This is a genomic window from Polystyrenella longa (genome assembly GCF_007750395.1).
Lineage (GTDB): Bacteria > Planctomycetota > Planctomycetia > Planctomycetales > Planctomycetaceae > Polystyrenella > Polystyrenella longa.
Genome location: NZ_CP036281.1, coordinates 2409961 through 2426380, shown reverse-complemented (window position 1 = coordinate 2426380; position 16420 = coordinate 2409961). Strand labels below are relative to the sequence as shown.

The window sequence follows — 16420 nt, the reverse complement described above, 5'->3', positions numbered from 1 at the left end:
CTTCAAGACGCGTGAGTGACAGATTGAATCGTAGAAGCTCTCTCAGTGCTCCTTTAGAACCGTTTACATATCCAGCAACACTGAGCTGCGGGGTAATCCCGAACCAACGGCTTCAGTACTTTTCGCACTGTGATATCGGCACTTTTGTGCCCGACTTTGAACAAGCTCCGTGAGTTCAACCGGCTACTTAGATGGAGTTCTCTTTCACAGTATGCAGGAGCAGTTCATACAGCTTTTGTAGGTAACAGGGCAGTACGGGCCTTGAAATCAAGCCTCTAATGAACGCGTCCACAAAGGCCACTGTGCCCTCTTATGTTACAGGCATTTGTTCTTATTAAGGGCGACTGTACCTCCTGAATAGGCAAGGTCCGTAAACGACTCCAGGTAATTGCTCAGGTTGGAATTGACCAAGTTTCATCAGTGGAAGAGACATAAGCTCTCACTCAAAGTGATAGGCTTCAAGGTTTTATATTCATAGTTCCAGTCACCATTGACTACGAAAAGAACCAAAAACACATGATAAATGGTTTTGAATACTTTATGGAAGTTCAGCCTATATGTTCTAAACGTTTTCATTGGAATCTCGACTCTAATATGAACCCTTCAGAATCTCATTGAATGAGGATTAGATATTTTCATTTAGACTCCTGTGAGTACTCATTCAGACAAACGTCTGATTTTATATTGGTTACGGAATGTTCCTTGTAGATTATTGAAGATAAAGCTGTGCATAGAATCGTTGTCTGTACCTCATTCCGCTTTCCGTTTTCCGCTTACTTATCGTTTAGGTTCATCGTTCCTCTCAGGTTATCCACACGATAACTACTCGTTTTTTAAGATAATTTGTCCGACATCGTCATTGCTTTCGATTAGGCAGTGGGGAGAAGAACCTCCCAGTTTAAGTATGACTTATCAATCATTCCTATCTAAAGGACCTGACAATGAGAATTCACATTTTTACCAGTGTCATCGTATGTATGACTTCCGCACTCTTACTCTCCGCAGAGCCTGAACCGGAAACACCGGCAGATGAAGAACCTCCCATCGAATTGTTTATGGCTGAAGAAGAAGTACAGAATGATTTTTCTGATTGGAATGACCCCGCGTTCACACGGATGGTCGATTTCGAATTGATGACCAACGCACTGGCTGAAGGGAACGCCACTGGTGTAACCGATGTCGCGCTGCAATTGGCAGAAGCGGAACGCATCCTGCTACGGAATCATCCCAAGATCGATTCCAACAGATTGTTACAGATGGCCATGAAAATGGCTGTCAACAAAAACGATAAGGACAACCTAGCTCGATTGAACAAAGTGGCCAAAGCGACTAATAACGAAGAGCTGACATCGCAACTGGAGGCAGCCACGATGTTGGGTGGAGAAAGTCGAGCCATCATTCCTCCTGCCGAGATTAACGTCGACACTCCACCTGAAGATGTCGCCGCTGCTCAGGAACTGGCCGACAACATTGAACTGGCAGAGAATATTTCTGACCGCAAAACACTTGGAGAACTACGAGTGGATGTCGGTATCTCCGAATTGCCAGAAAATCTGAAGACTTGGCTCAATAGTAAGATTGATCAGGCGGAACAATCAGTCGGTGAAGAAGTTGATGAGGAAGCTGAAGCATTAACGTCGCTCGTTGGAGCAAGCCGTGGTGGGTTTTTAGGGAACTTTAAACTGAAGGAATCTGAAACCATTATTGGACCCGCTCCTGGCTGGAATCCTCCTCCCAAAACTCAGCCCCCCAAATACCAGGGAGCCAGTGGAAATCGTATGAAAAACCTGGGCTATCGAAAGTTCAATGATGTCAATATCAACAAAGGTGGTCGGGTTACCATTGGAGGGAAATACGCTGGACAGGCCAAAAAAACATATAACCCGCGCACGAAACAACATTATTACAACTTTAACACCAAGAAAGGGGGACGCATCGTCCAACAATCCAATGGCAAAGTTTGGGTTCGTCCAGGGCAACAACAGCAGCAGCAGAATCAGGGTTTTCAATCGGGTGGTGGAAAACACCTGGGAACTGTTCCTAATTTCTGGAGCCGCTAAAGCCAGTTAAGGTCTATTGAGAGATCATCATTGATCGCGTTCCATCATGAGTGGAACGCGATCTTTATCTATCGAACTGGACTAGCGGTAAAGTTGTGAAACTTTCGGAGAAACTCAGAAGGCGAACACCAAAGAAAAGATAAATACAAACGTCAAGACGGCACCATCCAGATTGGAGCCCAATGGCGCCCATGAGCGACGGAAGCTGTTATGAGAACCCATCCCAGAAATCTAGTGGTGGACAAGTTAGAGACTGCAATACAAGGGTTAGCATGACCCATCAGAGAATTTCAGGGCCGCTAACAGGACCAGTTTCATATTTAATATCTAAATCAGATAAATAGGGCGAACTGATGAGTACGTTACAAATGAGACCATTCCATAGCAGAGCATGGACCTGCTGTTTCTTTCTATTGAGCCTGTTTAATTTGACACTGGGTGGGTCCTTGCTGTCGCATGCTGCAGAGAAGCCCAATATAAAATCGAATCAACAAGGCAAAGCTGTTTTACAACAACTGCAACAAGAGAGTCGTGATCTGAACAAACCGCTCAAACTTCATTCGGTGACTGGTGATCCTGCTAAGACTCAGGTGCTGATCTATTACGCCAATGACACTTCGTACGCAGGGGAAGGTGCCAGAAATGTGGAGACGATTACCAGTTGGCTTCGATCCTCCTCTCATCCCGAAATAAAAGCTTTGGCAGCAAGTATCGAACGGGACGCAGTCCAGTTCCAAGATGCTGTGAACAAGGACATACAGTCGATCAAACATTCTGGAGCCAATTCAGCTGCAGAGATCAACACCCCCGTTGTCATTATCACCAACATTCTGGCCAGAAATTCAGAATTGGAATTCACCAGAACGGGGAAAGAGTATCAAAAAGAAAGCTTTGAACTTCCCACTCTCAAAACATCCATCCTGCAAGCCTGGCCTTTAGCGAGTCCCCAGACTTTACAGGCTGTGTTGTCCAAAGTCGCCCAGCTATTTCCGTCTGAGAACCACGAATATGTGCTCGTGACGAAATCCCACGGAAGTCGTGATTATTTGCTGACCACACGAGTTTCGGTTGATACCGATAAAATGACTCGCGATCAGTTAGTTACCAAACTGCAAGAAAGCTTCTCACAACAAGTCAGTCCCTTCATCAAAGAAGGACGTTTACTGACTGACGCCTCTGGTAACCCGATCGACTTATGTCATGGTGGGAAAGTTTACGAACTCAACGGCCGTCTGCAGGCTGAATATCTGGGGCGATTATTATTAGTCAAGCATGGAACTGAGATTGTTCTCGTCGACCGACTCGAGCAACCGTTACAGACAACTTCGGGTGAAGGAATCGTGTTCACTGAGGGAAAGCTCATCTTGTCGAAATCAAAAGAACCATTATTGGTTGGAGAAAAGACCGCTGTGGTTGAACTGGTACTGGGAGAGCAGAACCGTCCCATTCGGCTCGCTCAATTGGATCCGAAATCCCAAGAGAGCCTGTTTACCGAGCGGGCTCTGAATCTATTAATTGGCACTCCTGAAGAATTCGGCTTACCGGACCCCATCGAGACTTTAGGTAATGAAGACCTGCTCGATAATGAGGACTTATTGGATCCTAGTTCTGACAACACCTTGGATCCAAGTGCGGACGATACCTTAGACCCAAGTGCAAATGATACGTTGGGCATAAAAGTACTTGGCTATCTCGATAAGGACATGGGCTGGGGAAAAACTGGGACCTTGGAACCAATGTCTGACAATACTTTAGGTACGGATGAGAAAGGCAAGCCTATCGTTCCTTACCAGGGAACCACCAAACAGGAGTTTGTTGAGCTTATCCTCTCAGCAGGAAAACAGGGACAGGTTTTCCCATTGCTGTTTGCTGAATCCTGCAAGAGCGAACTGAGAGCAGAACAGACGGCCTTGCTCCGATCACAGGCCGAGAATGTGGGCTACATCTGGACCAGCGATTTGAATGGGCTGACCTACTCCACGATTGATTATGCCGATGTCTATTCCAGAATATCTTCAGATAAAAGATTTTCCGAAGCTTTGATGGAGACCCTCCTGGATAAATACCAACAGCAATCTACCGAACGCCTAAAGACGGGAACGTTCAATCAGGATATTGAATCCAAATAAATAACTCTCATCCCTAATCATTTCAGAAGAAACAACTTCACACTTTTTGGAGAATACGCATGAATTTAGAAGTTGAAACTCCCGTCGAGAAAAAACGTTTTTTACCTGCGTTTGGAAAAACAGCGATTCTACTTGCGATATTTGGGATCATTTTTAGCGCCCTAAGCTCTGCCGTGATCGGTGCTCTGCATAACTTCACTTCGGCAGAACAAGTCGGCCAAGAACCTTCATTACTGGTTATCGCGACACAACTCCTTTTTGTCGTGATCATTTTCTGTGCCATGGCAGGGGCCTTTATATTCGGGCTTCTCTCGCTCTTCGGTTATGGAAAAGTGGACGGGAGTAGTCGTCCACTCTACGGATCCGTCGGTCTGCTATTGTCTTTAATAGGAGTAACAATAATGGGCGATACCTCAGATGCACCCGCGCCGGAAGCACCAACTGAAGATGTCCAAGTCGAACAAGTTCCTACTCAACAGATTCAGACTCGAATTGAATCAAGAACAGGATCAAGATGACCATTTTGAACTCATACTGAGAGAAGCACTCTGGACGGCATGTTACGCTGAATTGTTCTTTTATCAGAGGATCATTTTATACTCACCGCGATAATCGGATGATACAGGTTTCAGGAAGAGATTTGGAGTAGACATAATGGAACAGGAGTTTGGTATTGTTCATTCCGGTTGAGATTTAACACAAGGGGGAGAATGTCTTTGAGCTCTCCATCCAAAAATCAACGATCATCAATTTATTCCTGGTGTCTCTGGCTGGGATTTTCCAGTTGCTGTTTGTGGTGCAGCGATTGCACGTGGGCTCAGGCTGTATTTGAGCCGCAGATCATTCTCGCCCCCTCCCGTGCGACAGACGATTACGCTGAGCCTCGGCTTTCTTATGAGCGGGAGCTCCCCACTGATTTCGAGGGACTACAATCCCAAGTTGCCAGCCTCAATCTTAGTTTATCCCAGGAATTTCCCAAGACAGACGCTGGCTCTGATGAGGTTACAGACTGGCTGCATATTAGAAGTCTCCAGTCAGATTTGGGGCGTCTTTATCTTCAGTTGGGAGATTATGAATCATCTCAGCAGATGTTCGAAGCAGCTTTGACAACAGCACAAGAACATTCTTTTTCAAAATCTGAGGAGCCCGATCAAGAGACGATTGCCTGCTACACAGCTTTAGGAAGCATGTATGTTGAACGTGGGAATTATCAGCTGGCTCTATCTAACCTGAACCAGGCGCTCACGCTCTCAAAGGATTTGGAAGACTCTCCCGATGATCTCGCAGGTGCCTACAACGGTTTAGGCAATCTTTTTTATCAGATGGGTAATTACTCTGAGGCTCAAAAGTATTATCTTCAAACAGTTGCTATTTATCGACAGCCGGAATCCAATCCTGAGTCTTTAGCTCCCAGCCTTCACAATCTGGCGTTAGTTCATGAACGGTTACAGGAAAGTAATGAAGCTGAAAAGCTGCTAGAAGAATCGTTATTGCTCACGAAGAATAACCACTCAGATAATTCACCTGAGTATGCACATGTCCTGGAATCAATGGCGCTACTATTGAGTCGCAAAGGTGAATTGCAGGAACCAGAGACATTACACCAGCAAGCTTTAGCCATTTTTGAACGAGTCTACCGCAAGCAACATTCGGATTACGCGAGGACATTGAACAATTCCGGGCTGCACAATGTTCGCATGCAGAAATATGACTTGGCAGAAGAACAACTTGAAGAAGCTCTAGTACTGCGAACAGAATTGTTTGGACTTCATCATCTTGATACTGCCGACACACAGTATGACTTAGCTCGTCTTTACGATGCGCAAGGGGATTATGCTCAGTCGATCCCCTATTTACTGGAAGCGATAGACACCGCACAGACCACTGCGGAAATGGCGAGCCGGGTTCAAACAGAACAACAGCAGCTTAAAACGAACTCCCAGTTCCTGACATATTTAAACCATCTCCTTTCGATATCCAATCGGAGCGAACTTGATACTAATAGTCTTTACCAATGGGTATTGAGGTACAAAGGAAGTGTGTTTTCTCGTGAACGATGGATGAAATTAAGCCGTTCTCATCCCGAGTTAAGAGACGTGTTTCACAAACTACAAACAGCAACATTACAGCTTACCAACCTCGCCATGACGACCGCTTCGCGTGGAGAAGAATCGCGTGAGAAACAATTTCAGATATTGAAGGAGGAAAAGGAAGCTCTTGAGCAACAATTGATCAACCATGAGAAGTCGAATGCGGCAACCCTTGGGCAGTTTTCCTATGATCATTGGAAATCCAATTTCCCCGAGAACTGCATTCTGGTCGATTATTTTGAATTCCTACAAGTAGCGCCGACAGGTCCGTCGTTGACTGAGCCAGGACAACAACACATCGCTGTTTTTGTCTCCCTGAAAGGGAATAAACCTGTATTAATCGATTTAGGCGAATCGGTTCCGATCAATAAAGCGGTGAACGAATGGCGAAGATATCTCCAGACAACTGGAAATCATCAACAGGAGCGATCTGCTGCTAAGGTAGTTCGTGAACTTGTCTGGGAACCAATCGCTAAACATCTCTCACCCGATATGACGGTACTCGTTTCACCTGATGGCTCCCTTAATCGCATTCCTTTCTCGGCCCTTCCAGGCAGCGCGGCAGATACGTATCTACTGGAAGACCATCTGTTGTCCATTCTACCGGTCGCTCAATTGTTACCGCAGATTCTGGGACCACCCTCACTCGATATTCCGGATAATGAGCCCTTGGCAATGCTTGTTGTGGGCGGAGTCGATTTTGAGAATCTGGTCACTCCCGAGCAGGAACCTGAAACTCCAAAGCCTAAAGCGAGGCGCCGGAGAAGGGCGGGCGGAATCTACCATTGGTCAGATCTCCCCGCGACTCGTGGCGAAGCACTTACCATCGCGAACTCCTTCAAAGGAGTCTACGACGATGGCAATCTTACATTACTTACTGACGGAAATGCATCGGAAGGGAATGTACGAGACAAAGCACCTGGTGCTGAGTATTTGCATTTTGCCACTCACGCTTTTTTTGCTCCGGAAGAACTGCGATCAGCCATGGAAATGACCAAAGGTCGTGGGGGCGACTCTTCCGTATCTGAAATGGCATATCACCCCGGTCTATTATCGGGTTTAGTGTTTGCAGGAGCCAATCAACCGGTCGACCAAGGAGACGATGGAGTTTTAACTGCTCTTGATGTGGCCGAATTGGATCTTCGCCGGGTTGAACTCGCCGTGTTATCCGCTTGCGAAACTGGTCTCGGAGAATTGGCCGGCGGTGAAGGAGTTTTGGGACTGCAACGGGCATTTCAAGTCGCCGGTACAAAAACTGTCGTCTCCAGTCTTTGGAAAGTAGATGACAATCAGACGCGACGCCTTATGGAACGTTTTTACGATAACTTCTGGAGAAAAGAGATGGACATGCTTCCCGCCATGCGTGAAGCCCAACTCTGGATGTTGCGAGAAGGTCCACGCCGAGATTTTCGCGTCCGCAATAAACAAATAAAAGAAGAAAGCCATCCGAAAAACAGCCCCCCTTATTTCTGGGCTGCATTTGTGCTGAGTGGTGATTGGCGATAATCGAGGGGCGAACCCTATTCAATGTCCGTCATAGAACAAAGAGCAGCAAATTCAGCGGATTGATATGCCTTCATTTCGGAAGTGAGTAGTAAAGATTCTCTGTTGAATCGATCGGGACTACTTAATTCCAATCTAACAGGAGTCTCTTACCATGCCCAATATCGACAGACGATTAATGCTCAAGACTTTCGGAATATCCGCACTGGGAATGTCCGCCTTAGGAGTTTCGTTCGGCAGGGTTGGCCTGGCGGATGATGAAACTGCGGAGCTGGACATTTCGGATTGGATTGAGAAATTGCATACCAACTCGGTTAACCTCGGCTCCCATCAGGTTTCGGCTCTTCACTGGCAGGAGGCAATGGATCAGATCTATGCCGGAGTCCCCATGAATCAACTGAAACAACGACTCGACTTTGAATCACTTAGAAAAACAATACTAGACCAGATGCCCGCTGATCGCGGTGAACTGTTTCATCGAGTTGAACTTCAAGCGACTGCCAGCCAGGAATCAACGGATACCAAAGAGCCTCGTCGTGCCCTCATCACTAAAGTCGCTCATGTCCGCAAAGGAAGTAGTATTCCGCCGCATGGACATTCCAATATGGTGAGTGCTTTTCTGTGTGTCTCGGGAGAATTCGAAGTGCGGCAGTATGATCGTCTAGAAGATCAGGATAATCATATGATCGTTCGCCAGACAGTCCACGATAAAAATGCAGGAGTTGGAACATGGTCCAGCATCTCTGACTATCGAAATAATATTCATTGGCTGACTGCCAAAACCAACGATTGTTATTTGTTTACGAGTAAATTGATCAACGTGGAGGACCATCGTCAATTGAGGGGCCGTATCAATATTGATATCCATCGGGCGGATCAACTGGGGACCGACACTTTCAAGGCACCTAAGATTACTTCGCGTGAAGCTGCTGAACTGTTCTAGAGCCCATGATACCGGGCTGTGGCTCCTCTTGGGTCTATTCAGCACTCTGTCCTGAGTTCCGGAGCTCAATTTAGCAGACTTTTTATCCATGGAGACGTAACTTTGGATACGAATACCCAGATCGTTCTGGTCACCCTAATCGTTTACAAAGTCATGCTCATCTCGGTGGGTGTTTGGGCTTCTAGACGTACCAAAACAGAATCCGACTTCTTCCTGGCCGGGCAAGGGCTGGGACCTTGGACTGCAGGATTGAGTTATGCCGCTTCCACTTCTTCGGCCTGGGTGCTCCTGGGGTTTACTGGTTTTGTGTACTCCAAAGGACTTTCTGCCTTGTGGATGATTCCCGGAGTCTGGGGGGGCTACGTAGCGGTCTGGTTGTTTTTCGGTCGGAGACTCCGAGAAGAAACAGCCGAAATGAATCATCTTACACTCACTGATTATCTTACTGCGCAGGTCTCCGGTCCAATGCGGACCTTGATCGCAATGACCGCTTCTGTCTTTGTCGTCTTTTGTTTTATTTTCTACATTGCGGCTCAGTTCGGAGCTGCGGCAGTCGCCTTTGAATCTCAATTCGGATTGGCGACGAACGAATCAGTATTGATCGGAGCTGCCGTCGTTCTGACCTACGCTTTGCTGGGAGGATTCTGGGCAGTGAGTGTTACTGATATGTTGCAAGGACTATTAATGGCAGTCGTGGCAATCTCGCTTCCCATAGCCGCACTATTTGCGGCAGGCGGTCCTTTCCAGCTCTTCAGTACTTTGGCCGAATCCGCCCCGGAAGGATACCTTGATATCACGGGCGGACTTTCAGGGTTCCTGCTAGTGGGATTTGTATTGGGAGTCTGGGGAGTGGGAATTGGAGCAATGGGTCAGCCTCACTTACTTGCGCGTCTTATGGCGGTAAAAGACGAAGCAGCACGCATGCGAGGGTTTGCAATAGCACTCAGTTGGGGAGTCGTCGTTTTTATAGGCATGGCTACACTGGCATTATCAGGAAGAGCCTTAGTGGGAGGCGACTCTAACGGTGAATCGCTCTTTTACCAGTTGGCTGATGACCTGCTTCCACCGGTTCTGGCTGGTATCGTGATTGCAGCAGTCTTATCGGCGGTGATGTCCACCGTTGACTCCATCTTGCTTTCTGCATCGGCAGCCGTATCCCATGACATGGGTATGTCGCGTCTGTTTCCTGATCGTGAAGTTCTAGTTTCTCGCATCGTTATGTTCTTGATCGCCGCAGTCGCCGTTTGGATGACCCTGACAATCGAAAGCACCATTTTCGCTCGAGTTTTGTTTGCCTGGTCGGCACTGGGCGCTGCTTTTGGCCCCATTGTCGTAATGCGAGTATTGTCTTTCGAACCAAGAGGGCTTTCGATCCTAATTGCTATGATCTGCGGATTTGGCCTGACCGTCTTTTTCAACGCGCTAGGTCAAATTGAACCTATCGGATTCAATCGATTAATGACACTGTTGGTTAACTGGGCACATCTCCCAGGCGATCCATTTGAACGCGTCGTTCCCTGGATAGCCCCGTTGGCTTTGCTGTGGATAGGAAGCCCACCACGAGTAATTCAAAAAGCGTAATATCAATTTCCCCTAGCTGATAGAAAGTCTGTCAGACAATTGTCTCTCAAGTCACTTCTATTTGTTATAGCCATAATCTTGATGGCAAATCCCATGGATACTGAAATACATGATTGCGCGAGTTTCAACTCTGTTTTCACTCAGGTGAGTCAGTTCTACTCCGCAAGCGAATTGAATTAAAGAAGGTCGTTCTAGAACCCCTTCTCAAATCTGGTTGTGGCTGTTCTCGATGCTGCACGGATACGCCGACACATGCCCGTAGATGGACCAGGATATTCAGGAAAGAGACGATTATAGCTACGATTTCTCTATTTTTCGCATTCTGTGTCCGAGTTGGAGAGCAATCACGATAAGGGGTTGTAGCAGGTCATCAGGCATTTAAATGAGTGTCCTGCAGCATTTCTTTCTCATTTAGCCCCTACTATTCAGAAAGTGATTTCATGCCTAGCCTATTTAAGTCTGCCATCTGTTTATTCATCATCACATTGCTGTCTTGCGGATCTTTCCCAAGTGAAGCTCAGGCTGGAAAAAGAAGTAGCCGCTCCAACAATAAGTTTCTAGGAAATTTCGATTCCTTAATCAAACGCAGCCCACACTACCCCAAACGAAGAAGCCACACAGGTCGAGTAAACACGGGGGAAGGAAAGATCTTGGGGCACGTCGTTATTCCGGGTGTCACGGGAAATTCACACCCTCCCAGAAAGCATCATGAAGGTTTCGATCCACGTCCTACCAACATCAACATTTGGGACAACATTGCCAGTGGAATCGAGAGGCATAAAGATCGCAGAGAGCAGTATATTGAAAGAAGCCGGCCTCCTATCGAAGTACAACCGCAACCGCAATACATTCCGCAGACTCATGTTGTCCAGACCCCAGTTCGACGTAATGTTTCGGTTCAGTCCAATACTATCCCCAAAGCTAAAATGCCTCTGGCACGAGCCAATTCCCAACCTGGCATCGATCTTTTCGAACCGATTGATGCAGAATCACAAGAATTGGCAACCGAGTTAGTCCATGCTCAAACTGGAAAAGCGATAAATGAAATGGAAGACCAACTGGGCGATGCAGCACAAGACCCGGCTGTCGCCGAACAACTCGAAGAGATTCGAGCCAAAGCGGAAAATGGTGAGGCAGTGACTGAAGAAGATATCAACGAACTGGTAAACCGATTAGAAGCAGTTGATCCGGCACAATTCCCTCCAGGATTTACACCAGATGCTCTAATCAGTTCCTTCGACGATGTAATCAACCTCAGTGAAGCCAACGAATTGTTACAGGATCAGACATATCCAGATGGAGGATTCGTTCCGGGACTGCCAGTCGGTCAGATTCTGACGATGCCAGCACTTCCCCAAGACATGCAGTTCATGTTGCCAGACGGCTGTGCATTGGTCGGAACCGGCGGTGAAGGGGAACTTCAGGTTTATGATCCAGGTACTTGTGACATGCTGAACATGAACTTGGGAATGGGTGAACCCGAAATTGAATCAACAGATGATTCTATTGCAATAGGAATTATTATACAGAACCCAGAAGAGAACGGAGAAGGAGTCAACTATCAAGTGGAAGGGGTCAATTACACACTACAACCTGGTGAAAACCAACAATTACCTGTGAACCACTCTCAAGTGATTGTTTTCGAATCAGGAATTGAGGCTGGCGAATTGCGATTCACAATAAAACCAGGGAATTACGCCTTTCGACAACTTGGAGCCCAAGGTTGGAAATTGTGGCGGGAGTCATTCGAAGTCACGATCGATAACTCGGAGAACACGGATATTTTCTACGTCACCCTCAACGAAGAGCAGATTGATATCCCCAGTGGCCAGCAGATGACATACACCAGTCAATACCCAGTCACAGCTCTGTTTGACCGTGGCAATGGTGGTGAACCAGCTCGAAAGCAACTCAATGACGCCAAGACGGCACTGGTTGTGGCAGTCAATACTAACGACGGCCTGTTAGACTTATACCCTGAAACCAATTTTAACATTGTCTCTTCGAAAACAGAGTCTCAGGATATTCTGAAACAAACAATGCTCAAGGGTCGACTTCAAGAGATTCTTAAGCAACAGAGTTTATAGATCAGCCATTTTCCAAACTAACCTAAACTAGAGAAGAATAGCCAGCCGCATACTTTGTGACTGGTTATTCCTTTCATACTGCACTTTCTCCTCCACTGTGTCACATGACTGGAATTGGACATTAAGAATATCCGTTTATTGCCTTCCCCGTGATTTAAGAAATGATCCTTTACTCCATAACTGAGTAGTCATATTACCAAAACAGGGATAAAAGAATGCGAACATTACGAAACACTGGATACTGTCTGGTATTGATCAGTTTAGGAATGACTATATTCGCTGATCCAGTGGAAGCTAAACAGCCACGCCTGGTTCCCAAATTAATAAATAGCAACTCCGAACCGCGCGGAAACAAGATTTTCATTTCAGAAGAAACGCAACAGGTGGTCAGGTCCAGCAACCAGTTTGCTTTTGACCTGTACCAGCAGGTTCGACAGCAAAAGGGTAATCTGTTCTTTTCACCAGCGAGCATCTCGACGGCGTTAGCAATGACCTACGGAGGGGCTGAGGGACTCACAGAACGAGAAATGGCTTCAGTATTACACTTGAGTAAACATCAGAACGCACATGAAGGATTCTCCACGCTGTTAAGCCTGTTAAATAGTAAGGGCAGCCATAATGGATATTCACTTTGTACTGCAAATCGACTGTGGGGACACAAAGAATTTCAGCTCGAGAGTGATTTTCTACAACTGACGAGAATTAAATATCGTGCCGAGTTAGAGACTCTGGACTTCTCCGAACCAGAGCAGGCAAGGAAAGCAATCAATGAGTGGGTTAAGCAGGAGACTCAGCACAAGATTGTTGACCTGATTGGCTCTGGAGTTTTGGATCCCGACACTAAGATAGTACTAACGAATGCAATTCATTTCGAAGGTAAATGGTCATCTGCTTTCCGTAAAGAATCAACAAGAAAGTCTCCATTCCACCTCACGCCGGCGAACAAAGTTTATGTACCAACAATGCAGCAGCAGGAGAAGTTCTGGTACACCAGAAATGAGGATGCTGAAATCCTTTCAATTCCTTATCAAGACCAGGAATTGTCGATTGTGGTTATTCTTCCCATAAATACTGATGGTCTTTCGACCTTAGAAGACAAACTGACTCTAGGCCGTTTCAATGAATGGATGAGGCAGTTGCAACGAGACAGACCAGTGAATACTCGAATACCAAAGTTCATGATGCGGTCTCAGTTCAGACTCTCGGACGCTCTAAAGTCGTTAGGCATGAAATCAGCATTTAGTAATGGTGCCGACTTTTCTGCCATGTCTCAGCGTCAAGAGTTAAAAATCTCCAATGTGATTCATCAAGCTTTCATCGAGGTGGATGAAAAGGGGACTGAAGCTGCAGCAGCCACGGCCGTCATAAATAGTTATGCGCCTTCCGGCCCCGGAAAACAGGGAAAACCAGTCCTCACTTTCCATGCCGATCACCCTTTTCTGTTCTTAATCAGAGACCACCGCACCGGTGCAGTCCTGTTCTTTGGCCGAGTGGAGCAACCGGAATATTGATTTCGCCAGTAAAGAGATCCTCTGAATCCTCATAGTTTCTCTTTGTTATACAAGTACAAAAGCAGACACAGTTCGACTTCGCGGTGATCTCTCAATACCAGAAGGAAATATAATAACAACTTGTAAGTTACCCGTTCCGTTCAGCTCAGCTCATATTAACAATCAGGTAGTGAACATATCGAATTTCATCGTTCGAGCACTAATCAACTTTCCACGATTCGCTTTCAGGATAAGAGCATCATGAAACATCTCAGCATTGCTATTTACGCTGCCTTGACTGGCAGTCTGTTATTAATGACCGTCTTCACTCAACAGGCTACCGCCAACGACCCTTCCGATATGGAGTTTCGAGGGTATGTATTTCAAGATGAGGAAGGTCGCCTGCGTGTATTCATGCCAGTCGATGTTGAAGGTAGAAACGTCACCATGGACGAATCTGATGAAACCGAATACGACGAATCTCTGGAAGGTGAAAGTCGTTTTGGAGGGATCGCCAACACGCCGCTGGATCCAAGGACCTGGGACAATGAGCCAATCAAGAATTCCCCATTCGACCCCACTATATATAAGAAAAAGAAAAGGCAGATTGAATTTAACCCTCCTCCCAAAAAGAAGAAGAATGATGGATCATTGGGTAAAGGGAAACTCACCTTTGATGATAAAGTCACCACCATTCAAACGGTGATCAATCCCAACACGGGAGAAGTCCGAAATCACAAATATATAAACGGTGGGTATCAACAAGGCTACACCGTTGGTCAAGCCACGCTTAAATACCAATATGGAAGCTGGGGACGACCTTACTATGTGTATCGTTCTCACAGTGTGCCGGCCAACCTTCCATTCATCCCTCAGCCGAATTCGGGTTTCCAGAATAATGGATATCCCAATAGCGGTTACCAGAACAACGGTAATTACAATCAGAACCAATTCAACTCGAATGGCTACTCTCAGCAAGGATATCAGCAACCTCAATCGCAACAGGGGGCAATTGCAAACGGTATTCTGCAGATTATCCAAGGAGCATCGCGAGCTCTACTGGAAGAAGAGACTGATTCAGACGAGTCCAGCTTCGATGTTCCAATCGGCGTCGAACAGCAAGAGAAAGTTTCGTCTGTCGATGTAGTAGAATTGGAGTCCGATTCCCGTATCTCAATCGAGGATACTGAAAACACCACCACTGATACCGAAAATGAGTATCAGGAAGAATCGACGACAGAAGATCTGGAAGCAAAGCTTTCCGAGTTATTGTTCACTCCTGTCGTTCCAGATGAGTACCTCGATCGTCCTTTTGAAAAGTACGTTGACATCAGACTGCTTCACACTGCTCGTAACACAATGAATTGTCAACTTCTGGCTGACGTGGCAATCCAGTTAGCAATTGGCGAAGAAGCACTGCTGCGAACTCATAAGCTCATCTCTGCGGACAAACTACTGCGGTTAGCTATCGACTGGGCGATTCAGCAGGAGAACCAGGTGACACTGGACCGCTTGCGGAAAGCAATAACAAAGTTCGAAAAAGTAGATCTACTGACGCATCTTGAGAACAGAGTTTCTCTACATGATTCCGTTCGCTCTGCTATACAGGAAATACCTGCAGCAGAAAACGAGAGCGAGCAAGCCCAAATGAATGATTATTGCGGCAGAGCCAAGAATGCTTTCCTGCTGAAAGACTGGAAAGAAATCATCTTCATTTCCAAAGAAGTTGAAGATTCTAACCTTTCTGAAGATCAAAAAGAGTATTTGGAATCGGTCGTGGGAACGATGCGTACAGCTGCACCGGAAGACAGAGGCTCTGACCAGCAAATGGCCGACCTGCTAAATCAGATCGGTGCCGATCAATTAGCGAGTCCCGCCCGTGACGACCAGGGACGGCAGATTGCATCAGGAATTCTGCAAATTATCGCAGGGTCTATTGACCCGAACCAAGGTCAGGGTGGATTTATTCCTGACCAGCAACCGCAGTTCCAACCTCAGTTCCAACCTCAGTTCCAACCTCAGTTCCAACCTCAGTATCAACCTCAGTATCAACCTCAGTATCAACCTCAGTACCAACCTCAGTACCAACCTCAGTACCAACCTCAGTACCAACCTCAGCAAGACAATCGTAAGATTCGAACGGACTCCGGTGAGACTTCCTTTACTGCTCCGAAGAAGAAAAAGAATGTTAAGCCTTTACCGACTCCGAAGAGCAATAACTTTTTGAAAAGTCTTCCATTTTAGCAGTTACTTTTTACCCTTGTTTCGCAGTCTTAGAAATAACGCATTCGGGATTCAAGGTTGTTTAAGGTCGACGAGAATAAGCTATCTCTTGCAAGACAGGAGGTAGCTTGTTCTCTACTGAGCACATGGTGCATTCGGTCGACTTACTACAGCTCGCTCCTACTCGCGAAATAGAACGCTGCTAACATGCCTGCAGGCTGGCCAACTGAATCTGTATTTCATCCAATATGCGGAGACTCGGCACCACCGCACCTCGTAATAAGAGTCATACTGTAGATGCAGAACAATCCATC

9 protein-coding genes are annotated in these 16420 nt (G+C 46.5%); all 9 read left to right on the top strand.

Annotated elements, in window-relative coordinates; genetic code table 11:
* The first annotated feature begins 941 nt into the window (after positions 1–941).
* The 9 genes from Pla110_RS08985 (at position 942) to Pla110_RS22605 (ending at position 16127) form a co-directional block, all read left to right on the top strand.
* Positions 942–2060, top strand: a complete 1119-nt coding sequence (locus Pla110_RS08985) for a hypothetical protein (protein WP_144995299.1) — start codon at positions 942–944, stop codon at positions 2058–2060.
* 353 nt (positions 2061–2413) lie between these two features.
* Positions 2414–4189 (top strand): hypothetical protein, encoded by a 1776-nt coding sequence (locus Pla110_RS08980; protein ID WP_144995297.1) that lies wholly within the window; start codon positions 2414–2416, stop codon positions 4187–4189.
* A 59-nt stretch (positions 4190–4248) separates the two neighbouring features.
* A complete protein-coding gene (locus Pla110_RS08975) occupies positions 4249–4707 on the top strand; it encodes a hypothetical protein (RefSeq protein ID WP_144995295.1) in 459 nt (152 codons plus the stop codon).
* A 192-nt stretch (positions 4708–4899) separates the two neighbouring features.
* Entirely contained in the window at positions 4900–7785 is a 2886-nt protein-coding gene (locus Pla110_RS08970; protein ID WP_144995293.1) for a CHAT domain-containing protein, read from the top strand.
* Positions 7786–7936: 151 nt separating this feature from the next.
* Positions 7937–8725, top strand: a complete 789-nt coding sequence (locus Pla110_RS08965; RefSeq protein ID WP_144995291.1) for a cupin domain-containing protein — start codon at positions 7937–7939, stop codon at positions 8723–8725.
* Between the two features lie 102 nt (positions 8726–8827).
* Positions 8828–10306, top strand: coding sequence for a sodium/proline symporter (locus tag Pla110_RS08960; protein ID WP_144995289.1), 1479 nt, complete (start codon positions 8828–8830; stop codon positions 10304–10306).
* Between the two features lie 440 nt (positions 10307–10746).
* Positions 10747–12393, top strand: a complete 1647-nt coding sequence (locus tag Pla110_RS08955) for a hypothetical protein (protein ID WP_144995288.1) — start codon at positions 10747–10749, stop codon at positions 12391–12393.
* A 266-nt stretch (positions 12394–12659) separates the two neighbouring features.
* The gene (locus Pla110_RS08950) at positions 12660–13904 is read left to right on the top strand and encodes a serpin family protein (protein ID WP_197440609.1); all 1245 of its coding nucleotides are present in this window, start codon (positions 12660–12662) and stop codon (positions 13902–13904) included.
* A 240-nt stretch (positions 13905–14144) separates the two neighbouring features.
* Positions 14145–16127 (top strand): hypothetical protein, encoded by a 1983-nt coding sequence (locus tag Pla110_RS22605; protein WP_197440608.1) that lies wholly within the window; start codon positions 14145–14147, stop codon positions 16125–16127.
* Positions 16128–16420: the final 293 nt, after the last annotated feature.